Raw genomic sequence first — 21,000 nt, 5'->3', positions numbered from 1 at the left:
TTCCGGTCACCGCGGACGGCATGGCCGTCGAAGCTTCGTTACCTGGAAAACGACGGGCGCGACGAATTCGTTCCCGAAGTTCTCGATTCGAAGACGTCGCGGCCGTCACATCGGTTGCGCCCTGAGTCTGAGGATTTGCTGAGAGCTCTCGTTACATTTAGACCTCAACCAAAAGTGTGAATGGTCCGTCGTTCACACTTTCGACCGCCATCATCGCGCCGAACGCCCCGGTGGACACCCGCGCGCCCCGTTCCCGGAGCTCCGCCACGACCGCGTCGACCAGTGGTTCGGCCTGCTCCGGTCGGGCGGCCTCGGTCCACGAGGGGCGGCGGCCCTTCCTGGTCGACCCGTAGAGGGTGAACTGGCTGACCACCAGCAGCGGGGCTCCCGTCGTGGCGCAGGACTCCTCGTCCCGGAGCGCGCGAATCTCGTGCAGTTTCCGGGCCATTTTTGCGACTTCCTCACGCCCGTCGGAATGGGTCACACCCAATAGGACCAACAGCCCTGGTTCTTCGATCTTCCCGACGACTTCGCCCTCGACCGTTACGGAGGCGCGAGTGACCCGCGTGACGATTGCCCTCATTGATCAACACCTCGCCATTCGGCCGGAACGACCATTCCGTGCCGGATGAGTTCCCGCACCATCGGAATGGCAGCGGAGGTCAAGTCCTCCACATCTTCGCCGTAACCCATCGCCAGCAGTTCCAGCAGTTCCTCCAGCGGCAGCGCACCCCGGAATCCCGCCAGCAACCGGACGCCGAGCTCATCGATCTCGTGCTGCCACCCGGGACCGTCGGTGCGGTGCAGCCGGTGCACCAGGGGTTCCCAGCCCTCGTCTCCGGGTTGCGAGACCTGCTCCAGGACGGTGCTGTCGGCGGTGACCAGCCTGGCGGCCAGCAGGTCGTCGTCGGAGTCGTGGTCGCGCAGCCAGTCGACCCGGCGCAGCCAGGCGTCGGACTCCGGTCCCAGCGGGTCGTCGAAGGCGTGCCGCAGGTCCTCGCAGACCACCTCGCCGGGCCCGTCGGTGCGGCGCAGGGTGATGAAGCCGAAACCGATGCCGATCACGTCGTTGGTCTCGAACCAGTCCAGCCACTCGGCGGCCTTGCGCAGGCCCTGCTCGGAACGCAGGTCGTAGCCCGCGTCGCGCAGCCAGGTGCCCACGTAGAGATCCGGGTCGGCGACGTCGCGCTGCACGAACCACGCGTCCACCCCGGCACCCGGCGGCAACCAGGAGGCGACCCGGTCCTCCCAGTCCTCGCCCTCGCGATGCACCCACGAGGCGAGCAGCTGCCCGGTGCCGCCCTCGTTGAGGAACGACGGCAGCTGGCGCACCACCAGCGCGCTCGCGTCGTCCCCGGCCAGCCCGGAGTCGCGGTAGGTGAAGTCGGTGCGCGGCGGACCCACCACGAACGGCGGGTTGCACACGACCAGGTCGAACTTGCGGCCGCGGACCGGCTCGAACCACTCGCCCTCGCCGACCTCGGCGTCGACCCCGTTGAGCCGGAACGTCGCCTCGGCCAGCGCCAGCGCCCGCTTCGAGACGTCGGTGACGGTGATGCTCCGCGCGTGCGTGCTCGCGTGCAGGGCCTGCACGCCGCAGCCGGTGCCCAGGTCGAGCACCGAGCCGATCGGCCGCCGGGTGGTGGCGCGCACCAGGCTCAGCGACGCGTGACCGACGCCCAGCACGTGGTCGGCGTCGACGGGACGCCCGCCGCGCAGGTCGGAATCCAGGTCCGACACCACCCACCAGGAGTGCTCGCCCTCGCCGTAGGGGCGGATGTCCAGGCCGGCGCGGAGCAGCTCGCCGTCGGCGGCCAGGATGCCCGCGGCCAGCGCGTCGTCGGTGCTCAGCGAGCCGAGGGCGGCCTGCACGTCGGGCCGCGTCTCGGCCTGGCCCAGCAGGAACAGGCGGACGAGCGTGCCCAGCGCACCGGCGCCCTCGGTGGCGCGCAGCGCGGGCACCGGCTCACCGCGGCCGAGCGCGGCGTGCGCGGAGTGGCCGAGCAGGTCGAGGACGCCGTCGGCGTCGTAGGAGGCGGCGCGGAACGCGTCGCGAAGTCGGTCGATGCGGTCAGCGGACAGATCTGGAATCACGCCCTGAATCCTCACACGCCCGCCGACCCGCGCATCCGCTCACTCGGCCGGGGAGGTCCGGGACGGCCGACACCGTCGGTGGCCCGGCTTAGCATCGGGGTGACGGCGATGGGGGAGATGCCATGACCACTCTGGAGAACAGGCCGAACACCGCGTTGCTCGTCATCGACGTGCAGAACGGCGTGGTCGCCGACGCCCACGACCGGAACCGCGTCGTGGCCAACATCGGCGACCTCGTGGACCGGGCGCGCGCGGCCGGGGTGGACGTGGTCTGGGTCCAGCACCACGACGACGGCCTGATCCGCGACAGCGAGGGCTGGGACCTGGTGCCCGAGCTGGACCCGGGCGACGCCGAGTCGCTGGTGCACAAGTCCTACGGCGACGCCTTCGAGGACACCGAGCTGGAGAAGGTGCTCGCCGCGCGCGGCATCGGCCGGGTGATCGTGGCGGGAGCGCAGACCGACCAGTGCGTGCGGTGCACCCTGCACGGGGCGTTCACCCGCGGTTACGACGCGACGCTGGTCAGCGACGCGCACACCACCAGCGATCTGACCCGCTACGGCGCGCCCTCGCCGGAGGAGGTCATCGCGCACACCAACCTGTACTGGCAGTACCAGGTCGCCCCCGGCCGCACGGCGGGCACGGTCAGCACCGCAGAGCTGGACTTCGCGTCGCAGTGAGCGGAAAGGCGGTACGCATCGCGCGCCCGCGCCGCTAGATTCGGCCGGTGCCTGACGCGATGTTCGCCCATCCCCGGCTCGCGCCGCTCTACGACGCGTTCGAACCGGACCGCAGTGACCTCGACGCCTACCTGGAGATCGCCGACGAGCTGGGCTCGGCCCGGGTCCTCGACGTCGGCTGCGGAACCGGCTCTTTGGCGATCCGGCTGGAGGAGACCGGGCGCACGGTCGTCGGGACCGACCCGGCCGAGGCATCCCTCGCGGTCGCCCGCGCCAAGGACGGGTCTGCCCGCGTCGTCTGGGTGCGCTGCGACGCCACGATCCTGCCGACGATCGCCGCCGACCTGGCGGTGATGACCGGCAACGTCGCGCAGCTCTTCACCACCGACGAGGAGTGGACGCGAGTCCTGCTCAGCGTCCGCGCCGCCCTGCGGCCGGGAACCCACTTGGTGTTCGAGAGCCGCAAACCGGCGCGCCGGGCGTGGGAGCGGTGGCCCGGCACCACCAGCGTCGACCTGCCGGGTATCGGCCTGGTCGAACGGCACGACGAGCTGACCGACGTGACGCCGCCGCTGGTCTCCTTCCGCAGCACCTACCGCTTCCCCGACGGCGAGGAGCTCCTCTCCGACTCCACCCTCCGCTTCCGCACCGAGGAGGAGATCGCGACGAGCCTCGCCGAAGCGGGCTTCGACCTCCTCGAAGTCAGGGAGGCTCCGGACCGCCCCGACGAGGAGCACGTCTACCTCACCCGGCGCACCGACTGATCAACCCACCTCAACCGGCCCGGACGAGCTTGTAGTGCAGGCGCACCACGGGGGCGGACCACAGGTGCAGGGCGTGGTCGGTGCGCAGGGTCCCCTCGTTGTCGACGAAGACGTGGAAGGTCTCGTGGATCGGGATGCGGGCGGCGAAGGTGCGCCCGCCGTCCGCGACGACGGCGTAGGCGCCGTCCTGGCCGAACGCACCGGCGGGCGACCGCAGCTCCAGACCGCCCCCGGGCAGCGCCACGGGACGCAGGAAGACCTGGACGTTGCCTGATTCGAGTGGGAACGCCACGTGCACGCTCGGGCTGCGCCGACCCGGCAGCGTCCGGGTCGCGTAGTGCCCGCTGTAGACGTACTCGCCGGTCGAGCGCAGCGTCCGGATCCACGCGGCGGCACGCCGGGTCCCGCCGGGATCTAGGACGGGCACGACCTTGCTGTCCATGCCGCAGGCCACGTCGAGCGGCCGGGTGGGCAGCGCGAGCTGCTGCACGCGGCGTCCGAACAGCCGGGAGACGACCTCACCGCCGGGCTGGAACACCGGGTTCCACTGGGTCCACACCTCCATCCGCCACCGCGAGGTGCGCTCGTAGAAGTCCCGGACGTCCGGGTGCAGGTCGGCCGCTCGGAAATCCGGCCCGTCCAGCTCCGACATGTCGGCGAGCAGCCCGGTCTCGTCCGCGTCGCCGTGGTCGTGGGGGAGCAACCAGTCCTCGCCGACGACCGAGCGGTCGTGCATCGGCGCGTCGAGCCAGGGCTCGGAACCGGCGAGGTCGACGGGGCGGCCGGTGATCCGCCAGAACAGCCGCGTGGCCCGATCGAGGCTCGACGTCCAGGTGCGCACGCGCCACAGCCTGCCAAAGCGCCCAGGGCGCGTGTTCGGCGGAAGCGGTCACGAGCGGTTGTTCGGCGCGTAGCGTGCGGCGGGTGGAGGTCTCGCAGCTTCCCCGCATCGATGAGCACTCGGTCGGGGTCGACGCCGATCCCGACGCGGTGTGGCTCGCGCTGAGCCCGGTTCCTCGTCATCGGCACGCGCGGTCATGGGTTCGCGGTGCGCCGTCTCCTCGCCGGGGTCGCTTCCCGCGCGGAACTGGCCGGGTGAGTCGGGAGCACGCCCGGGTCCCGGGTGCGTGAGATGATGCGGGCATGTCCGACGCACTGCACCTGACCGGCGACGCCGAGGCGGACCGCCTGCTCTCCGAGGACTCGTTCGCCCTGCTCACCGGCATGCTGCTGGATCAGCAGGTGGCGATGGAGCTGGCGTTCGCCGGGCCGAAGAAGATCGATGACCGGATGGGCGGGTTCGACGTCACCAAGATCGCCGAGTGCGATCCGGAGGAGTTCGTCGAGCTCTGCGTGCAGAAGCCGGCGATCCACCGCTACGGCGGGTCGATGGCCAAGCGCGTGCAGGCCCTCGCGCAGCACGTCGTCGAGCACTACGACGGGCGGACCGAGCGGATCTGGACCGACGGCGACCCCGACGGCAAGGAAGTCCTCAAGCGGCTCAAGGCCCTGCCCGGCTACGGCGACCAGAAGGCCCGCATCTTCCTCGCCCTGCTCGGCAAGCAGCGCGGTGTCCAGCCGAAGGGCTGGCGCGAAGCGGCAGGCGCGTACGGCGACGACGGCTCCCGCCGCTCCATCGCCGACGTCGTCGACGAGCAGACCCTCCAGGAGGTCCGCTCCTTCAAGAAGGAGCAGAAGGCCGCCGCGAAGGCCGCGAAGCAGTAGATCACGCCCGGGTTAGCCGGTGTGAGAAGCGCGTTTCGCACTCGGGCGAACGCGCCCGTCACGCCCCCGGACACCGCCGCGATCGGGAATGCTGGCCGGGTGCGAGCGAAAGTGGGACGGCCTCGGGCCGGATCGGCGGGGACCGGCGATTCCCGGGAGGACCTGCTCGCCGCGGGTGCGGCGCTGTTCACCGAGCGCGGTTTCGCGGCCACGACCACGCGGATGCTGGCCGACCGCGCCGGACTGCGGCAGGCCGCGCTGTACCACTACTTCGAGACCAAGCAAGACGTGCTGGCCGCGCTGCTGGAGCGCACCGTGCGGCCCTCCGCGGAGTTCGCCGCGGCTCTGCTGCAGCGCTCCGAGGACCCCGCCGCGCGGTTGTGGGCGCTCTGCCGCGCCGACATCGCGCTGCTGGCCGGCGGTGAGCACAACCTAGGGGCGCTCCACCTGCTGCCGGAGATCGCCGGGCCGCGCTTCGAGGAGTTCCGCCGACAGCGGGCCGAGCTCAAAGCGGCCTACCGCGTCCTGGTGGAAACCCTCGCCGGACCGGAAGGGACGTCGCGGGCGGACTTCGTCTTCGGCGTCGTCGAGAGCGTCATCCTCATCCGCCGCGACACGCGGCACCTCGATCCCGACGACTTCGCCCGCACCGGTGCCGACGCCGCCCTGCGCGCCGCGGGCGTCGGCGACGAAGGGCTCCCCGAGATCCGCGAAGCCGCCGAAACCCTCCACCGCCACATGCGCACCTGACCCACCGAGGGCGAACACCGACCTCTGGGTGGGGAGGTCAGGCGGCCGCTGCTGCGCCCGGTTTCTGGTACTTGTCGACGTACTCCTGGTCCGAGAGCTCGGCGATGGAGTACATGATCTCGTCGGTGATGGAGCGCAGGACCGGCAGCGAGGACTCCATGCCCGCGTAGCGGGAGAAGTCCAGCGGGTCGCCGAAGCGGACCGTGACCGGGGCGAGCCGGGGGATCTTGGTGCCGCGCGGCTGGAGCTTGTCGGTCCCGGTCAGCGCGACCGGGACGACCGGGGCACCGGTGCTGAGCGTGAGCCGGGCGACGCCGGTGCGGCCCCGGTAGAGGCGGCCGTCGGGGGAGCGGGTGCCCTCCGGGTGGATGCCGAAGGCACCGCCGTCGCGCAGCACCTGCTCGGCCGCGCCGATCGCCTCCATCGCGGCGCGGCCGCGCCCCCGCTCGACGGGGATCGCGCCCAGCGAGCTGAACAGCCACTTGCTGAGGCCGCCCTTCACGCCGGTCCCCTGGAAGTACTCGGCCTTGGCCAGGAACGCCACCGGGCGCGGCAGCACCAGCGGGACGATGAAGCTGTCCAGCACGGCGAGGTGGTTCGGCGCGAGGATCACCGGGCCCGTGGTGGGCACCTTCTCCGCGTCGATGACCTTCGGCCGGTAGACGGACCGCGCCACCGCGCCCACGACCCGTTTGCTCACCGCGTACAGCATCGTCCTGCCTCTCCCGCTGGTTCTCGCTCCGCCTCGAATCTAACCCCAGGAGGTTTCGAGCGTGGGTCTCGCGGGTCAACCGGAGGGGGCAATCGGCCGCCCCCGGGGGTATCGGCGGGCAGGCGCGGGTGGGAGCATGGAATTCGGAGGTAGCGTCGTGAACACTTCACATCGTGACGACTCCCCGGTGCTGATCACCGAGGCCCAGCCGTCGATGGACGATCAGCAGGCGATGCGTCGCCGCCGATACGCGATCATGATGGCCAGCCGCATCCCGTGCCTGATCGGGGCGGTGGTCGTGTTCCAGCTGTGGCAGCTGTGGTGGTTGTCACTGATCATCCTGGCGATCTCCATCCCGCTGCCGTGGATGGCGGTGCTGATCGCCAACGACCGGCCCGCGCGCAAGACCGAGCACGTCAACCGGTTCCGCCGGTCGCACCGCAGCATCGAATCCCCAGGGCACCAGGTCATCGAAAGCGCCTGACCTTCGCTTTCCTCGAAGCGGGAGCGCCACCGCTGCGGACAGACCCATGCGGTGTGCGGCATCATTGGTGACATGAGCACGATGACGCTGCCGGAGACCGACACCCGGAACGAGACCGCTGATCAGGAAAGCGATGATCGTCCCGAGGTATTCCACTACGTGCAGAAGGACAAGATCGCCGAGAGCGCGGTCATGGGCACCTTCGTGGTGGCGCTGTGCGGTGAGGTCTTCCCGGTGACCAAGTCCGCCAAGCCGGGCTCGCCGGTCTGCCCGGACTGCAAGGAGATCTTCGAGTCGCTGCCCCCGGGCGGCGGTGACGAGTAGAGCGGTGCTCCCCGAACCGCCGCGGGTCAGCCGCCGTGCGGTTCGGGCTGGCCCGGGCGCTTGAACCCCACCGGCTTGCCGTTGGTCGGCGGTTCCGGATCCGACGGCGGGTCCGCCTTCGGCTGCTGCCCGGATCGCGGCTCGGGCTCGTCGTCGTGCGGCGGGGGAGTGTTGTCCTCGCGCCACGCCCGGTAGCCGTCCTCGGTGTGCATCCGCTGCGCCAGCCGCCGCATCTCCAGGCGGCGCCAGCGGCGACGCTCCCGGCGCGTCATCTTCGCCGGCCACATCTCCTGGATCGCGTTGTTGAACTCGGCGCCCATGATGATTGCGAACCCGATGAAGAACGCGAACAGCAGGAACGCGATCGGCGTGGCCAGCGCGCCGTAGGTGTAGCCGGTGCTGGTGATCCACGTGATGTAGACCCGCAGCCCGTAGCTGGCCACCAGGAACAGCACCATCGCCAGCAGCGCGCCCGGCACGCCCCGGTGCCAGGGCAGCTTGCGCGGCAGCGCCACGCTGTAGAGCGTCGCCAGCGCGATCACCAGCCCGGCGGCCGTGGCGGGGTAGTAGATGGCGTGGATCAGCCAGGTGACGTCGTCCTGCAGGAAGTGCGGGAACACCGTGGGCAGCCACTCCGGGCCCAGGGCGATCACCGGCAGCCCCACGATCGCCAGCACCAGCCCCACCAGGTACAGCAGCAGCGCCACGATCCGCTGCCAGACGCTGTTGCGCACCAGGTACTGGTCGTAGGCCTGCGTGATCGAGTCGACCAGCGACGCCAGCGCCGACGAGCCGGCCCACAGCGACAGCAGGAAACCCATCGAGGCGATCTCGCTGCGCCCCTTGGTGAGGATGTCGCCGACCGTCGGCCCGATGATCTGGTCCACGACGCTGCTGGTGAACACCGTGGAGCAGAACGCCAGGATCTTGTCGTGCACCGCGTCGACGATCGCGGGGCCGAACCAGTCGCCCAGGTAGCCCAGGCTGCCCAGCAGACCCAGCAGCAGCGGTGGCAGCGACATCGTCTGCCAGAACGCGGCGGCCGCCGACTCCGAGAAGATGTTGTCCCACCACGCCTTGTCCAGGGTGCGCGCGATCAAGCGCAGGGGACCGCGGCGGACCGGGACCTCGTCCCGCGCCGCGGTTGCGCTGCGCCCCCGACTGTCTGGCGAACTTGGCGAACCCATCTCGCCTACAAGGATGCTGCATGGACCGCGCGCGCAGGCGTCGAGGTGTTGAAACCGGAGTGTCGGAACCGTCTCGATCGGCCGAACCGGTGTTGATCGAAGCGCGAAGGTAAGCTGCACGACGGCCCGCCACAAGTTGATCGGTGCTGGTTGATCCGGTTCCGGTGGCTCCGGGGGGAGCGTGGCGGTAGCGGGGCTCAACGGATGTGCCCGCACCATCCGGTTTGGGGAGACGAGGAAGGGAGCGGCGAGCCGGCGTGTCCGAAACGCAACTCGACTATTCCGTCCGATCAGTTCTGAGCAATCCCTCGCAGGCACCGTCCCGGCCACTTCGAGCCTGGCAGCGGCGAGCCCTCACCAAGTACCTGGCCAACCGGCCGCAGGACTTCCTCGCGGTCGCGACGCCGGGGGCGGGCAAGACGACCTTCGGTCTGCGGGTGGCCGCCGAGCTGCTGGCCGACCGCACCGTCGAGCAGGTCACCGTGGTCGCGCCGACCGAGCACCTCAAGCACCAGTGGGCGCTGGCGGCGGGCGGCGCCGGGATCCCGCTGGACTCGAACTTCCGCAACGCCGACGGCGTCACCTCCAGCGACTACCGCGGCGTCGTGGTCACCTACGCGCAGGTCGCCGCCCACCCCAACCTGCACCGGGTGCGCACCGAGCGCCGCAAGACGCTGGTGATCCTGGACGAGGTGCACCACGCCGGTGACGCCAAGTCGTGGGGCGACGCGATCCGCGAGGCCTTCACGCCCGCGGTGCGGCGGCTGTCGCTGACCGGTACGCCGTTCCGCAGCGACGACTCGCCGATCCCGTTCATCGGCTACGAGCCCGACGCCGACGGCTCGCTGCGCAGCCGCGCCGACCACTCCTACGGCTACTCCGACGCGCTCGCCGACGGCGTCGTGCGGCCGGTGCTGTTCCTGGCCTACTCGGGCGAGGCGCGCTGGCGCACCAACGCCGGGGACGAGTTCAGCGCGCGACTCGGCGAGCCGCTCACCGCCGAGCAGACCGCCCGCGCGTGGCGGACCGCGCTGGACCCGGCCGGGGAGTGGATCCCGGCGGTGCTCAAGGCCGCCGACACGCGGCTGGAGCAGCTGCGCCAGGGCGGCATCCCGGACGCGGGCGGGCTGGTGATCGCCACCGACCACCCCACGGCCAAGGCCTACGCCAAGGCGCTGCACGAGATCACCGGATCGGAACCGGTCGTGGTGCTCTCCGACGACCCGCAGGCGTCGTCGCGGATCGGTGACTTCGCCGAGTCCGAGGACAAGTGGATGGTCGCGGTCCGGATGGTCTCCGAGGGCGTCGACGTGCCGCGCCTGGCCGTCGGCGTCTACGCCACCAGCGCCTCCACGCCGCTGTTCTTCGCCCAGGCCATCGGTCGCTTCGTGCGGTCGCGGCGGCCGGGGGAGACGGCCAGCATCTTCCTGCCCAGCGTGCCGGTGCTGCTGGAGCTGGCCAGCCAGCTGGAGGCGCAGCGCGACCACGTGCTGGGCAAGCCGCACCGGGAGAAGGACGGCTGGGACGACGAGCTGGTCGCCGCGGCCAACGCCCAGCGCGACGAGCCCGGCGAGGAGGAGAAGGCGTTCACCTCGCTGGGTGCCGAGGCCGAGCTGGACCAGGTGATCTACGACGGGTCGTCGTTCGGCACCGCCGCGTTCAGCACCACCGACGAGGAGCAGGACTACCTCGGTCTGCCGGGCCTGCTGGAACCGGACCAGGTCAAGGCGCTGCTGCGGCAGCGGCAGTCGCAGCAGCTGCAGGACGTCGGCAAGCGCGAGGCGGAGGCGAAGGCGGCCAAGGCCGCCGAGCAGGCCGAGCAGGCCGCGCGCCCGCAGACCGTGCAGGAGCGGCTGCAGAAGCTCCGCAAGGAGCTCAACACGCTGGTGTCGCTGCACCACCACCGCACCCGCAAGCCGCACGGGAAGATCTACAACGAGCTGCAGAAGGCCTGCGGCGGCCCGCCCACGTCGATGGCGACCGTCGAGCAGCTCGAGGAGCGCATCGCCACCCTCCGCTCCTGGTGATCCTGCGGCTCGGGTCCCGGGTGGGGGACAGTTTTAGCCGTAACTGTCCATGATCGATGTCCGAAATGTCCGGACAGTTATCACTAAAACTGTCCCCTGGTGACGGACGTCGGCACCGTGACCGTGGGACCGAGGGCGATGATCTTGGTGGGGTGTCCGGTCTTCTAGGGTCGTGGCATGGGATTCGACGTTGAGAAGGTACGGGCGCAGTACCCCGCCCTGGCCGACGGCCGGGCGTGGCTGGACGGGGCCGCGGGCACGCAGGTGCCCGAGGCGGTGATCGAGGCGATCAGCGACGCCTACCGCGCCGGGCTGTCGAACGTGGGCGGGCCCTACGAGTCGAGCCGCCGCTCCTCCGGGATCGTCGCCGAGGCCCGCGGCGCGGTGGCCGATCTGGTCGGCGCCCCCGACCCGGCGTGCGTGACCTTCGGCCCCAGCATGACGGCCTTGACCTACCGGTTCGCCGGCGTGCTGGCGCTCGGCTGGAACCCCGGTGACGAGATCGTGGTGACCAACCTCGACCACGACGCCAACGTCCGGCCGTGGGTGCAGCTCGCGCAGCGGGCCGGGGCGACCGTGCGCACCGCCGAGATCGACCCGGCCACCGGGGAGCTCCGGGTCGACGAGGTCGTCGGGCTGATCGGGGACCGCACCAAGCTCGTCGCCGTCACCGCCGCCTCCAACATCCTCGGCGTCGTGCCGGACCTCAAGCCCATCACCGACCGGGCGCGCGAGGTCGGCGCGCTGTCCTACGTCGACGGCGTGCAGCACTGCCCGCACGCGCACGTGCGCATCGCCGATCTGGGTGCGGACTTCTACGCCACCAGCGCCTACAAGTGGGCGGGGCCGCACCTGGCCGCGGTCGTGGCCGCCGACCCGTGGGGATTGGAGAACCTGCACCCCGACAAGCTCAAGCCCTCGCCGGAGAGCTCCCCGGAGCGCTTCGAGCTCGGCACCAACCCGTTCGCCGCGATGGCCGGCGTCGTCGCCGCCGTCGAGCACCTGGCCGACCTGGACACCGACGCCACCGGAACCCGGGCCGAACGGCTCGCGACCTCGCGGGAGGCCGTCGCCGCCCACGAAGCGCGGCTGGCGAACCGCCTGTTCGACGGTCTGGCCGGGTTGAGCGGCGTGCGGCGGCACGGCGCCCCGCAGGGGCCGACGACGCCCACCGCGTTCTTCAGCGTCCGGGGCAAGGCGCCTGCGGAGGTCTCCGCGGCGCTGTCGGAACGCGGGCTCAACGTCTCCGCTGGGCACTCCTACGCGTGGGAGCTCGTGCACGCCCTCGGCATCGGCCCGGAGGGCGGGGTCCGGGCGAGCCTGTCGCACTACTCGACCGCCGAGGAGGTCGACCGCCTGCTGACCGCCCTGGGCGAAGTCAGCGCCTGATCCGCCCGAGCGGGCCGAAACGCACCGGGCCCCCGCAGCGCGCGGCTGCGGGGGCCCGGTGACCTGGCTGATCAGGTTGTCACTGCTGCTCGTCCTGCTGGAGGTCGGCCTGGACGTCCTTCAGGCCGGCCTCGTAGGCGCGGGCGTGGTGCCCGCAGAACAGAAGCTCGCCACCGGACGGCAGTACGGCGCGAAGCTTGGCAGCGGCCCCGCAGCGGTCGCAGCGGTCGGCGGCGGTCAGCTCGGGGCGGGTGAGCGTTCCCGGCATCGATATCTCCCTCCGTCCCGGCGTCGGATTTCATCCCGACGCCCTCGATCCTGCTACGACCACCGGTGTCCTACTGGCTGCAGGGTCGGTGCTCGTTGGCTCCACTCTTCCAGACGTTCTGGCCGGAGTCAGTGTTCCCGCGCGGGCTAGCGACGGTCGTCACCATGAAGCACCCGGTTGCAGCAGCGGTCCTCGCGGAGTGTGATCAACAACTGAAGCAAGTCTCTGACCTGCGACGATGTAAAGATCAATGGATCTAGCTGGGCAAACGTCCGGTCGCGTCAAGGGTTTTCACCGTGCCCTGGATCACAAATATGACGATCTGTGGTCGGCTCCGTTCCTCTGGAAGCGAACAGCGAATCTCAGCCCTCGGACCGGAATCCGGCCTCCGGAGCCGCTCGAACCGCCCTCCGCGGACCGAAGTGGACACACGAAACCGGCCGCCGATCCGAGAGGATCGACGGCCGGTTCCGGACAATCCGGTCAGTCCAGGTAGTCCCGGAGGACCTGGGACCGCGACGGGTGGCGCAGCTTCGACATCGTCTTGGACTCGATCTGCCGGATCCGTTCCCGGGTGACCCCGTAGACCTGGCCGATCTCGTCCAGCGTCCGCGGCTGGCCGTCGGTGAGGCCGAAGCGCAGCCGGACCACGCCCGCCTCGCGCTCCGACAGCGTCGCCAGCACCGACTGCAGCTGGTCCTGCAGCAGCGTGAACGACACCGCGTCGACCGCGACGACCGCCTCGGAGTCCTCGATGAAGTCACCGAGCTGGCTGTCGCCCTCGTCGCCGATGGTCTGGTCGAGCGAGATGGGCTCCCGGGCGTACTGCTGGATCTCCAGCACCTTCTCCGGGGTGATGTCCATTTCCTTGGCGAGCTCTTCCGGCGTGGGCTCGCGACCGAGGTCCTGCAGCAGCTCGCGCTGGATGCGGCCGAGCTTGTTGATGACCTCGACCATGTGCACCGGGATGCGGATGGTGCGCGCCTGGTCGGCCATCGCACGCGTGATGGCCTGGCGGATCCACCAGGTCGCGTACGTGGAGAACTTGTAGCCCTTGGTGTAGTCGAACTTCTCGACCGCGCGGATCAGGCCGAGGTTGCCCTCCTGGATCAGGTCCAGGAACGCCATGCCGCGGCCGGTGTAGCGCTTGGCGAGGCTGACCACGAGCCGGAGGTTCGCCTCCAGCAGGTGGTTCTTGGCGCGCTCGCCGTCACGCACGATCCAGCGCAGGTCGCGCCGCATCTGCGTGGTCAGCTGCTCGCCGGACTCCTCGATCTGGCGCAACCGCTCGGCACCGTAGAGGCCGGCCTCGATGCGCTTGGCCAGCTCGACCTCTTCCTCGGCGTTGAGCAGCGCGACCTTGCCGATCTGCTTGAGGTAGGCCCGCACCGAGTCCGCGGACGCGGTGAGCTCGGCGTCCTTGCGCGCCTGGCGGAGCGCCTCGGACTCCTCCTCGTCCCAGACGAAGTCGCCGGACTCCTTGGAGTCCTCGTCCGGAACCGGTTCTTCGGGAATCTCCACCTCGACGTCCGCGAGATCGCCGACCTCCGGGGAGGTCAGGTCGGTCTCGATCGGTTCGTCGATCTCCATGCCCTCGCCGGTGCCCTTGGCGGAAGCCGACTTCGCCGTCTTCTTCGCCGGGGTCTTGGCGGTGCTCTTCTTGGCTGCGGTCTTGCGTGTCGTCGACTTCGCACCCGCGGAGCTCTTGGCGGTGCTCTTGCGCGCGGCAGGCTTCGTCTGCTCGACGTCAGACGAAGCAGCCGCCTCCGAAGCTGGGGTGGCCTGGGACTGGCCCGACTCGGCTTGGGCGCCGCCGGCGGTTGCGGCGGTGCTGGAGCGTCGGGTTGCGGTTTCTGCGGCTGCCACGTACGCCCTTTCGCGACGGTCGATCAGGGCTGGCCGGAGGGCGCGAAACCTCGGCCGCCAAAGGTCGGGGAACAGCCCACCCGATTCGGCGTCCTGGCTGGCGAACGATCACCCGAACTGCCGGGGTGGTCGGCTCGCCGGCGCACCGGCCCCCGCCGTCGGTGTCGGTTTGCACCAGCGGGCGGGTTCACCAGTGTTCACCAGCCAAAAGGACTTCGAACCAAGTGGGTCGCGTTCCATTGTAACCGCGATGCGGGGGTGCGGTTCCGCTGCAAGGCGGAGTCCGCGGGTCTCGATGTGTGCTAGGCACGGCTCCGGAGGCCCGTTGCGAGCCGTGCCGAACACTCCGACGGGGGTCACTCGATCAACCCCGCCGCGGCCGGGCCCAGCGCGCGGTCGTCGCTGTGCCCGGCAGCGGTCGGATCAGCTGTGCTCGCTGCTCGCGGCCGCCATGGCGGCGCCGACGATGCCGGCGTCGTTGCGCAGCGCAGCGGCCACCACGGGGGTGCGGGTCTCCAGCAGCGGGATCCACTTGTGGCCCTTCCGGCTGACACCGCCTCCGGCGATGAACAGGTCCGGCCAGATGAACTTCTCCAGGGACTGGATGTACCGGGTCACCCGCGGCGCCCACTCCTCGTAGGAGAGCTCCAGGTCGTCCTTGACCGATGCGGCGGCCTGCGACTCGGCGTCGTGGCCGTCGACCTCGATGTGGCCGAACTCGGTGCTGGGGATGAGCTTGCCGTCGATGAACATCGCGCTGCCGATCCCGGTGCCGAAGGTCAGCACCACGACCTGGCCCTGGTGCCCGACGCCCGCGCCGACCCGCATCTCCGCGACACCGGCCGCGTCGGCGTCGTTGAGCACGACGATCTCCTCCCGGGCGCGTCCGAGGCGCTCCGCGAACAGCGACTGGGCATCGGTACCGATCCAGCCCTTGTCGATGTTGGCGGCCGTCAGCGCCGTGCCGTCCTTGATGACGCAGGGGAGCGTGACTCCGACCGGGCCGGTCCAGGCGAACTTCTCGACGATCTCGGCCACGGAATCGGCAACCGCGTCCGGGGTCGAGGGTTGCGGCGTCGGGATGCGCAAGCGCTCCTCGGCCAGCACTCCGGCATCGATGTCGACCGGCGATCCCTTGATGCCGGATCCGCCGATATCCACGCCGAACCCGCGGGCTGTCGCCATGGCTGATCCTTCCTATTCGATTCAGACCAAGGTGTGGAGACCTTAACGGGACTGTGTTGCGATGTCTGCGTGGGATTGGCAAAAGATGTGGACGCAACAGCTTTGTCCGAGGTCGCGGTGCGGATCGCGCGCGAAGCCGCCGAACTGGCTCGCACCGTGCGTGACGAGGCGGTCACCGACGGTGTCGGAACGAAGAGCACCGAGACCGACGTCGTCACGATGGGCGATCGCGCCGTGGAACGCCTGGTGCGCGAGCGCCTCGCCGAGCTGCGCCCGGGCGAGTCGGTGCTGGGCGAGGAGGAAGGCGGCGACGGCGCCCTGGACGGGCTGCGCTGGGTCGTCGACCCGATCGACGGCACCGTGAACTACCTCTACGGATTCCCGTTCTACGCCGTCTCGCTCGCCGCGCAGCTCGACGGCCGGTCGGTCGCCGGTGCCGTCGTCGAACCCGTCTCCGGGCGGGTCTGGAGCGCCGCGGCCGGGCGCGGCGCGTTCCTGGACGGGCGACCGCTGCGCGTCTCCGGCGCCGACCGGCTGGACCTGGCGCTGGTGGGCACCGGCTTCGCCTACGACGTGCGGCGGCGCACCGCCCAGGCCCGGGTCGTGGGCGACCTGCTGGGGCAGGTGCGCGACATCCGGCGCGCCGGAGCCGCCTCGCTGGACCTGTGCGCGGTCGCGGCCGGCTGGCTGGACGCGACCTACGAGGTCGGGCTCAACCGCTGGGACTGGGCCGCCGGGGCGCTGGTCGCCGAGGAGGCCGGGGCGACGCTGCGGCTGCCCGCCGCGGGTTCCTCCGACGGGCTGGGCGACGAGATGCTGGTGTGCGCCACCCCGGGCGTGGCCGACGGGCTGACCGCCGCGCTGCGCGCCGCCGACGCGGGAGCGGTCTAGAGACGACGGTGGCGGAAACCCGCCACTTCTCGGCCGGGTTTCCGCCACGGGATCGTTGAGGAGCCGTTGCCGGCCCTGTGGTGAATCGTTATCAGCAGTGCACGTCGCGCGCGTTGGTGAGCAGCTCCTCGCTGATCTTCGGCGGCGTGACCTCCTGCTGCGCGCTCTCCTGCTGATCGCGCTGCGGCACCCAGTTCTGCAGCTGCTGCAGGATCTGCTTGGCCTCCTGGGTGCTCTTGATGTCGTCGAACTCCGCGCCCAGCGCGAAGTCCACGCCCGCGTCCTCGCGCTCGTCGCGCACCAGCTGCGCGCACGGCGCGATCAGGCTCAACGTGCGCGCAGCGCTCATGCCTGCCGCGCCGAACCGGATCTGGCCGTGGCACTGCAGGTCGTAGTTGACGTAGACGGCGTCGTTGTCGGCGCCGGCAGCCGTGAAGCCCAGGCTCGCGAGCTCATCGCCGACCATCGTGGCCTGGCGGCTCTCGCCGTTGCCGTTGAGCACCCGCACGTGCACGTCCTGCGGCGGGACCGGGGTCGTGGAGTCCAGCGCGTCGCGCTGCAGCATGGTGCCCAGCGGGACCTGCGCGGGCTGCCCGCTGACCTCGGGCGGGGCGGTCGGGGCTCCGGGCGGGTTGCACGTGGTGGCGGCGTCGATGTCCTCCACGGAGCCGAAGACGCGCGTCCACAGCAGTCCGGACAACACCACCAGCGCCACCAGCACGACCAGCGCGGGCAGTGGTCGACGTCGGCGATATCCGACCCGACGACCCCACCTTGCACCTACGGCTGCCACGTCCGCCCCTCCCTGGATGCCTCGGAACCGCGTGCTCCCGCCCGCACTGGATCAGCCTAGGGGTTGAACCTGTGGTGCGCGGTGTTGGTCGCCGCTGCCGTGTCTTGATCTCCCCGTGATCATCGCGATGCCGACGTCGCCCGGGAAACCGCGAGCGCATCGCATCACGAGGCGATCGGGGGAGCAACCGGGAGAGCGGCTCCGCGCGCCCCCTCGGCTCGTCCGATCTTGATCTACGATGCCCGCCGGATGCGCGTAATGCCACACCTACGGGTGACCTGCTGCGTGTTCGCAGAAGTAATGAGCTACCCTCTCGGCGCCTCACGGAGTGCCGGGTTGAGGCGAGTCGCTCTTTACGGGGGAACTAGACGCGTTGCAGGGCGAGACCGCGATCACTGTCCCATCGGGCACAAATTCGGGTCCTGGAACGTTTACCAGCGGCACACCATTGCAGTCTCCACTAACGCAGGGGTGAATCACGATGGCGACCGACTACGACGCTCCTCGCCGCGAGTCCGAGGACTTGGCGGAGGACTCGTTGGAGGAGCTGAAGGCGCGACGCAACGATGCGCAATCCGGCGTCGTCGACGAAGACGAAGGGGCGATCGCGGAGAACTTCGAACTGCCGGGCGCTGACCTGTCCGGTGAGGAGATGACCGTCAAGGTGCTCCCGAAGCAGGCTGACGAGTTCACCTGCTCAAGCTGCTTCCTCGTTCATCACCGCAGCCGGCTGGCCGAGACCAAGAACGGCCAGTTCATCTGCCGTGATTGCGCCGCCTGAGGCGCACGTCGACGACGCACAAGCGGGAAGTAGCTGGGCACACGCGGGGCGTGTGCCCAGTGTTTTTCCCGGTGAGAACAACACCGCCGATTTCGCATTGTTCCGGTCACCCGGGACCAATGCGGATCCGGTGCTGCTCAGGACTCGCCGAGCAGCACCGCTCTGAGCTTCTCGGGCTTGCGGGTGCTGACCACCCAGTACGGGGTGGGGTCGTCCGGGTCGTCGAGCCAGACGCGGACCGAGGTGCGCACCCACGAGCGGTGCACCAGGAACGCGGCCGGGTCCAGGTCCGGGCCGAGCGCCCGGCGCTGCTCGGCGGCGGGCACGATCTCGACCTCGTCGATGAACCGCAGCGGCAGGTGGGCGTCCCCCACCCACAGCTCGTCGTCCGCGACCTCGATCTTGAGCCTGCCCAGCCACAGCGGGATCGCGATGGCCAGCGGCACCAGCACGACGTAGGGCAGCCAAGCGCGCACGCCCGGGTAGCCCATGTGCACCTGCGCGGCCATCAGCACCGCCGCGATCAGCGGCAACGGCCAGGTCCACCAGGACGCGTACAGGCGCTCGCGGAACACGGCCTGCCCCTTCGCATTCGCCTGACCGGGGGTGTCCCCGTTCGTGGTGGCTGCTTCTACGCTTTCCGACACGTGTTCAGGGTAGTCTCGCCGCCCGTGTCGAACGTGAAGGTCCTGCTTACCAGAGTCGACCCCGACGTACCGCTTCCCGAATACGCCAAACCGGGGGATGCCGGTGCCGATCTGGTAACCACCAGTGATGTGGTTCTCGAACCGGGTGAACGCGCCCTCGTGGGCACCGGCGTCGCCGTGGCGCTGCCGGAGGGGTACGCGGGTTTCGTGCACCCCCGCTCCGGCATGGCCGCCAAGACCGGCCTCAGCGTGGTCAACACGCCCGGCACGATCGATTCCGGGTACCGCGGTGAGATCAAGGTCTGCCTGATCAATCATGATCGGGTGCAGCCGGTGTCGCTGCGACGAGGTGACCGGATCGCCCAGCTCGTCGTGCAGAAGGTCGAGCACGCCGTGTTCGCCGAGGTCGACGAGCTGCCCGAGTCGTCGCGCGGTGCCGGTGGCTATGGCTCCACAGGTGGTCACGAGGTGCTGACGGCGTCGGGAACGACCGGTGCCGGTCACAGGACGGAGGTCTGAGGGGATGTTCAGAAGGGGCCGGGGCAAGTCCAAGCGCGAGGCGGCCGTCGAGGACGAGGTGCCGGAGCCGCAGGCTCCCGCCCGGGGGCCGTTCGACGAGGCCGAGGCGCCCGAATCCGGGGTGGAACGGCTCGACCTCGGCTCGGTCCGGGTTCCGGTGCCCGAGGGCGGTCAGCTGCAGGTCGAGGTCGACCCGGCTGGCCCGGTCCGCGCGGTGCACCTGGTCACCCCGGTCGGCCGGCTGACGGTGAGCGCCTTCGCGGCGCCCCGCAGCGGCGGGCTGTGGGATGAGGTCAGCAACGAGCTGGCCGAGCAGCTGCGCAAGGACGGCGCGCGGGTGCACACCGAGCAGGGCGACTGGGGCGTCGAGCTGGTCGCCGACTCGCCGAAGGCCGCGCTGCGGTTCGTCGGCGTCGACGGCCCGCGCTGGCTGCTGCGCGGCGTGGCGGCCGGTCCGGCGGAGTCGGCCAAGGAGTGCGCGCGCCTGCTCTACGGCGTGCTGGACGACACCGTGGTCGTCCGGGGGACGGAGCCGATGCCGGTGCGCACGCCGCTGCCGATCGAGCTCCCCGAGGCGATCCTCCGGCACATCCAGCAGGCGCAGACCGAGACCCCCAACGGCCAGGTCTGAGGTGGTCGGGGCGGGGTGGCCGCACCGCCCCACCCCGCGCCCGATCGGGTGGGGCGGAATCGCCGGTGTGCGGTGGGTTTCTTAATCCCGCCGGGCGTGGGTTTCCCCCTGCCGGGGCGGTTACGCTGGAACGTGCACGGGCTGCGGATTCGAGCCCCGAGGCGCACAGGAGCGCTAGATGAGCAAGACCGAAGGCGGCTACTGGAAACGCTTCGTGCGGAGGCTGACCAGCGACGTCGCCGAACTGGACGCCGACGACCTCTCCGACCGGTCGCAGGCGGGCGGTGCGCAGCGGGCCAGCGAGTGCCAGTGCGGGGAGGAAGCGGTGGTGCTGGGCCGGGTGCGCAGCGTCGAGCTCTGCCCCAAGACATCCGCTCCCACCCTGGAGGCCGAGCTCTACGACGGCACCGAAGGGGTGACGTTGGTGTGGCTCGGCCGGAGGCGCATCGTCGGCATCGAGCCGGGCCGTATCGTGAAGGCCCGTGGCCGGATCGCAGTCCGGGACGGTCGCAAGGTGCTGTACAACCCCTACTACGAGTTGCAGAACACCGCATGAGCGAACACGACGCCTCGGCCGCCGGGATCAACGCCCGGCAGGCCGACGACGACCGGCGGCCCGAGGGCCGGACCGGTGTTTCCGAGCAGACCCTGCTGGAGCAGATGGGCGGTGTCAGCGGGCTCGCCTACTCCGCTGTGCCGATCGTCGTGTTCGTGGTGGTCAGCTCGTTCACCTCGATGATGCCGGCGATCTGGGCCTCCATCGGGGTCGCCGTCGCCATCGCGATCTTCCGCATGGTGCGCAAGGAACCGCTGCAACCGGCGATCTCCGGCGTGCTCGGCGTGGCGGTCTGCTCGTTCATCGCCTACCGGTCCGGCGAGACCAAGGGCTTCTTCCTGCTCGGCATCTGGACCAGCCTGATCTACGGCGGCGTGTTCCTGGTGTCGGTGGCGGCCCGCTGGCCGCTGGTGGGCGTGGCCTGGTCGGCGCTCAACGGCCTGGGCATGAGCTGGCGCAAGCAGCGCCGCGCGATGCGCGCCTACGACATCGCCACGCTGTCCTGGACCGCGGTGTTCGCCGCGAAGTACGTGGTGCAGCAGTGGCTCTACGACAACGACCAGACCGGCTGGCTGGCCTTCGCCCGGATCGCGATGGGCTACCCGCTGACCGGCATCGCGCTGATCGTCACGGTGTGGGCGATCCGCAGGGCCAAGAAGGTCGCCGAGGAATCGGCGGCGGTCGCCGAGGCGTAGCGCCCGAGACGTGGGGCGGGGGGGGGGGCGCT

24 protein-coding genes are annotated in these 21,000 nt (G+C 70.5%); 14 read left to right on the top strand and 10 right to left on the bottom strand.

Annotation, left to right across the window (positions count from 1 at the left end; genetic code table 11):
- Nucleotides 1-157 precede the first annotated feature (157 nt).
- Together dtd and QFW96_RS20055 are read right to left on the bottom strand one after the other, a co-directional pair.
- Nucleotides 158-583 carry a D-aminoacyl-tRNA deacylase gene (gene dtd / locus QFW96_RS20060; RefSeq protein WP_281457229.1) on the bottom strand — a complete coding sequence of 142 codons (426 nt, stop codon included), beginning with the start codon at nucleotides 581-583 and terminating at the stop codon, nucleotides 158-160.
- A complete protein-coding gene (locus QFW96_RS20055) occupies nucleotides 580-2,094 on the bottom strand; it encodes a DUF7782 domain-containing protein (RefSeq protein ID WP_281457228.1) in 1,515 nt (504 codons plus the stop codon). Before QFW96_RS20055 ends, dtd begins: the two co-directional genes overlap by 4 nt.
- A 122-nt stretch (nucleotides 2,095-2,216) precedes the next feature.
- Between QFW96_RS20055 and QFW96_RS20050 the strand changes: the two genes are divergently transcribed.
- Nucleotides 2,217-2,774 carry a cysteine hydrolase family protein gene (locus QFW96_RS20050; RefSeq protein ID WP_281457227.1) on the top strand — a complete coding sequence of 186 codons (558 nt, stop codon included), beginning with the start codon at nucleotides 2,217-2,219 and terminating at the stop codon, nucleotides 2,772-2,774.
- A 47-nt stretch (nucleotides 2,775-2,821) separates the two neighbouring features.
- Nucleotides 2,822-3,538 (top strand): class I SAM-dependent methyltransferase, encoded by a 717-nt coding sequence (locus QFW96_RS20045; protein WP_281457226.1) that lies wholly within the window; start codon nucleotides 2,822-2,824, stop codon nucleotides 3,536-3,538.
- A gap of 10 nt (nucleotides 3,539-3,548) precedes the next feature.
- On the opposite strand, the gene QFW96_RS20040 is transcribed toward QFW96_RS20045, so the two are convergent.
- Nucleotides 3,549-4,379: a hypothetical protein gene (locus QFW96_RS20040; RefSeq protein WP_281457225.1), complete on the bottom strand. Its 831-nt coding sequence runs from the start codon at nucleotides 4,377-4,379 to the stop codon at nucleotides 3,549-3,551.
- A 302-nt stretch (nucleotides 4,380-4,681) separates the two neighbouring features.
- Between QFW96_RS20040 and QFW96_RS20035 the strand changes: the two genes are divergently transcribed.
- Nucleotides 4,682-5,263, top strand: a complete 582-nt coding sequence (locus QFW96_RS20035; RefSeq protein ID WP_281457224.1) for an HhH-GPD-type base excision DNA repair protein — start codon at nucleotides 4,682-4,684, stop codon at nucleotides 5,261-5,263.
- A gap of 99 nt (nucleotides 5,264-5,362) precedes the next feature.
- Nucleotides 5,363-6,013, top strand: coding sequence for a TetR/AcrR family transcriptional regulator (locus QFW96_RS20030; protein ID WP_281457223.1), 651 nt, complete (start codon nucleotides 5,363-5,365; stop codon nucleotides 6,011-6,013).
- 37 nt (nucleotides 6,014-6,050) lie between these two features.
- Here the strand turns inward: QFW96_RS20030 and QFW96_RS20025 are convergent, their stop codons facing one another.
- Nucleotides 6,051-6,725 carry a lysophospholipid acyltransferase family protein gene (locus QFW96_RS20025; protein WP_281457222.1) on the bottom strand — a complete coding sequence of 225 codons (675 nt, stop codon included), beginning with the start codon at nucleotides 6,723-6,725 and terminating at the stop codon, nucleotides 6,051-6,053.
- Between the two features lie 136 nt (nucleotides 6,726-6,861).
- On the opposite strand from QFW96_RS20025, the gene QFW96_RS20020 reads away from it, so the two are divergent.
- Nucleotides 6,862-7,209, top strand: a complete 348-nt coding sequence (locus QFW96_RS20020) for a DUF3099 domain-containing protein (protein WP_281457221.1) — start codon at nucleotides 6,862-6,864, stop codon at nucleotides 7,207-7,209.
- A gap of 72 nt (nucleotides 7,210-7,281) precedes the next feature.
- Nucleotides 7,282-7,533 carry a DUF3039 domain-containing protein gene (locus QFW96_RS20015; protein ID WP_093416538.1) on the top strand — a complete coding sequence of 84 codons (252 nt, stop codon included), beginning with the start codon at nucleotides 7,282-7,284 and terminating at the stop codon, nucleotides 7,531-7,533.
- Nucleotides 7,534-7,559: 26 nt separating this feature from the next.
- Here QFW96_RS20015 and QFW96_RS20010 read toward each other — a convergent pair whose 3' ends face one another.
- Entirely contained in the window at nucleotides 7,560-8,720 is a 1,161-nt protein-coding gene (locus QFW96_RS20010) for a YihY/virulence factor BrkB family protein (RefSeq protein WP_281457220.1), read from the bottom strand.
- Between the two features lie 257 nt (nucleotides 8,721-8,977).
- Here QFW96_RS20010 and QFW96_RS20005 point away from each other — a divergent pair, with 257 nt between their 5' ends.
- Both QFW96_RS20005 and QFW96_RS20000 read left to right on the top strand, forming a co-directional pair.
- Nucleotides 8,978-10,747: a DEAD/DEAH box helicase gene (locus QFW96_RS20005; protein WP_425524773.1), complete on the top strand. Its 1,770-nt coding sequence runs from the start codon at nucleotides 8,978-8,980 to the stop codon at nucleotides 10,745-10,747.
- A 177-nt stretch (nucleotides 10,748-10,924) separates the two neighbouring features.
- Nucleotides 10,925-12,136, top strand: coding sequence for a cysteine desulfurase-like protein (locus QFW96_RS20000; RefSeq protein WP_281457219.1), 1,212 nt, complete (start codon nucleotides 10,925-10,927; stop codon nucleotides 12,134-12,136).
- A 79-nt stretch (nucleotides 12,137-12,215) separates the two neighbouring features.
- Here QFW96_RS20000 and QFW96_RS19995 read toward each other — a convergent pair whose 3' ends face one another.
- From QFW96_RS19995 to ppgK, 3 genes are all read right to left on the bottom strand, one after another.
- Nucleotides 12,216-12,404, bottom strand: coding sequence for a DUF7455 domain-containing protein (locus tag QFW96_RS19995; protein ID WP_281457218.1), 189 nt, complete (start codon nucleotides 12,402-12,404; stop codon nucleotides 12,216-12,218).
- 483 nt (nucleotides 12,405-12,887) lie between these two features.
- Nucleotides 12,888-14,270 (bottom strand): RNA polymerase sigma factor, encoded by a 1,383-nt coding sequence (locus tag QFW96_RS19990; RefSeq protein WP_281457217.1) that lies wholly within the window; start codon nucleotides 14,268-14,270, stop codon nucleotides 12,888-12,890.
- A 423-nt stretch (nucleotides 14,271-14,693) separates the two neighbouring features.
- Entirely contained in the window at nucleotides 14,694-15,455 is a 762-nt protein-coding gene (ppgK, locus tag QFW96_RS19985; protein ID WP_281457216.1) for a polyphosphate--glucose phosphotransferase, read from the bottom strand.
- Between the two features lie 87 nt (nucleotides 15,456-15,542).
- On the opposite strand from ppgK, the gene QFW96_RS19980 reads away from it, so the two are divergent.
- Nucleotides 15,543-16,346 (top strand): inositol monophosphatase family protein, encoded by an 804-nt coding sequence (locus tag QFW96_RS19980; RefSeq protein ID WP_281457215.1) that lies wholly within the window; start codon nucleotides 15,543-15,545, stop codon nucleotides 16,344-16,346.
- Nucleotides 16,347-16,437: 91 nt separating this feature from the next.
- Here QFW96_RS19980 and cei read toward each other — a convergent pair whose 3' ends face one another.
- Nucleotides 16,438-17,139 carry an envelope integrity protein Cei gene (gene cei, locus QFW96_RS19975; RefSeq protein WP_281457214.1) on the bottom strand — a complete coding sequence of 234 codons (702 nt, stop codon included), beginning with the start codon at nucleotides 17,137-17,139 and terminating at the stop codon, nucleotides 16,438-16,440.
- A 481-nt stretch (nucleotides 17,140-17,620) separates the two neighbouring features.
- Between cei and QFW96_RS19970 the strand changes: the two genes are divergently transcribed.
- Nucleotides 17,621-17,920 (top strand): DUF4193 domain-containing protein, encoded by a 300-nt coding sequence (locus QFW96_RS19970; protein ID WP_093416518.1) that lies wholly within the window; start codon nucleotides 17,621-17,623, stop codon nucleotides 17,918-17,920.
- A 137-nt stretch (nucleotides 17,921-18,057) separates the two neighbouring features.
- Here QFW96_RS19970 and QFW96_RS19965 read toward each other — a convergent pair whose 3' ends face one another.
- Entirely contained in the window at nucleotides 18,058-18,567 is a 510-nt protein-coding gene (locus QFW96_RS19965; protein WP_281457213.1) for a DUF3093 domain-containing protein, read from the bottom strand.
- A 24-nt stretch (nucleotides 18,568-18,591) separates the two neighbouring features.
- Here QFW96_RS19965 and dut point away from each other — a divergent pair, with 24 nt between their 5' ends.
- From dut to QFW96_RS19945, 4 genes are all read left to right on the top strand, one after another.
- Complete coding sequence (dut, locus tag QFW96_RS19960) at nucleotides 18,592-19,086, top strand: dUTP diphosphatase (protein ID WP_093416513.1); 495 nt, start codon at nucleotides 18,592-18,594, stop codon at nucleotides 19,084-19,086.
- A gap of 4 nt (nucleotides 19,087-19,090) precedes the next feature.
- Nucleotides 19,091-19,717, top strand: coding sequence for a DUF3710 domain-containing protein (locus QFW96_RS19955; protein ID WP_281457212.1), 627 nt, complete (start codon nucleotides 19,091-19,093; stop codon nucleotides 19,715-19,717).
- A 178-nt stretch (nucleotides 19,718-19,895) separates the two neighbouring features.
- Nucleotides 19,896-20,273, top strand: a complete 378-nt coding sequence (locus QFW96_RS19950; RefSeq protein ID WP_281457211.1) for an OB-fold nucleic acid binding domain-containing protein — start codon at nucleotides 19,896-19,898, stop codon at nucleotides 20,271-20,273.
- Nucleotides 20,270-20,968, top strand: a complete 699-nt coding sequence (locus tag QFW96_RS19945; RefSeq protein WP_281457210.1) for a DUF3159 domain-containing protein — start codon at nucleotides 20,270-20,272, stop codon at nucleotides 20,966-20,968. The genes QFW96_RS19950 and QFW96_RS19945 overlap by 4 nt, the downstream gene beginning before the upstream one ends.
- Nucleotides 20,969-21,000: the final 32 nt, after the last annotated feature.

The organism is Saccharopolyspora ipomoeae, from assembly GCF_029952525.1.
GTDB lineage: Bacteria > Actinomycetota > Actinomycetes > Mycobacteriales > Pseudonocardiaceae > Saccharopolyspora > Saccharopolyspora ipomoeae.
This window is presented reverse-complemented; position numbering and strand designations above follow the sequence as displayed.

Bases quoted from the DNA above. Each gene is read 5' to 3' on its own strand.
- dtd (WP_281457229.1), bottom strand. From the start codon at position 583: ATGAGGGCAATCGTCACGCGGGTCACTCGCGCCTCCGTAACGGTCGAG.
- QFW96_RS20050 (WP_281457227.1), top strand. From the start codon at position 2,217: ATGACCACTCTGGAGAACAGGCCGAACACCGCGTTGCTCGTCATCGAC.
- QFW96_RS20035 (WP_281457224.1), top strand. From the start codon at position 4,682: ATGTCCGACGCACTGCACCTGACCGGCGACGCCGAGGCGGACCGCCTG.
- QFW96_RS20025 (WP_281457222.1), bottom strand. From the start codon at position 6,725: ATGCTGTACGCGGTGAGCAAACGGGTCGTGGGCGCGGTGGCGCGGTCC.
- QFW96_RS20020 (WP_281457221.1), top strand. From the start codon at position 6,862: ATGGAATTCGGAGGTAGCGTCGTGAACACTTCACATCGTGACGACTCC.
- QFW96_RS20015 (WP_093416538.1), top strand. From the start codon at position 7,282: ATGAGCACGATGACGCTGCCGGAGACCGACACCCGGAACGAGACCGCT.
- QFW96_RS20010 (WP_281457220.1), bottom strand. From the start codon at position 8,720: ATGGGTTCGCCAAGTTCGCCAGACAGTCGGGGGCGCAGCGCAACCGCG.
- QFW96_RS20000 (WP_281457219.1), top strand. From the start codon at position 10,925: ATGGGATTCGACGTTGAGAAGGTACGGGCGCAGTACCCCGCCCTGGCC.
- QFW96_RS19995 (WP_281457218.1), bottom strand. From the start codon at position 12,404: ATGCCGGGAACGCTCACCCGCCCCGAGCTGACCGCCGCCGACCGCTGC.
- ppgK (WP_281457216.1), bottom strand. From the start codon at position 15,455: ATGGCGACAGCCCGCGGGTTCGGCGTGGATATCGGCGGATCCGGCATC.
- QFW96_RS19970 (WP_093416518.1), top strand. From the start codon at position 17,621: ATGGCGACCGACTACGACGCTCCTCGCCGCGAGTCCGAGGACTTGGCG.
- QFW96_RS19955 (WP_281457212.1), top strand. From the start codon at position 19,091: ATGTTCAGAAGGGGCCGGGGCAAGTCCAAGCGCGAGGCGGCCGTCGAG.
- QFW96_RS19950 (WP_281457211.1), top strand. From the start codon at position 19,896: ATGAGCAAGACCGAAGGCGGCTACTGGAAACGCTTCGTGCGGAGGCTG.
- QFW96_RS19945 (WP_281457210.1), top strand. From the start codon at position 20,270: ATGAGCGAACACGACGCCTCGGCCGCCGGGATCAACGCCCGGCAGGCC.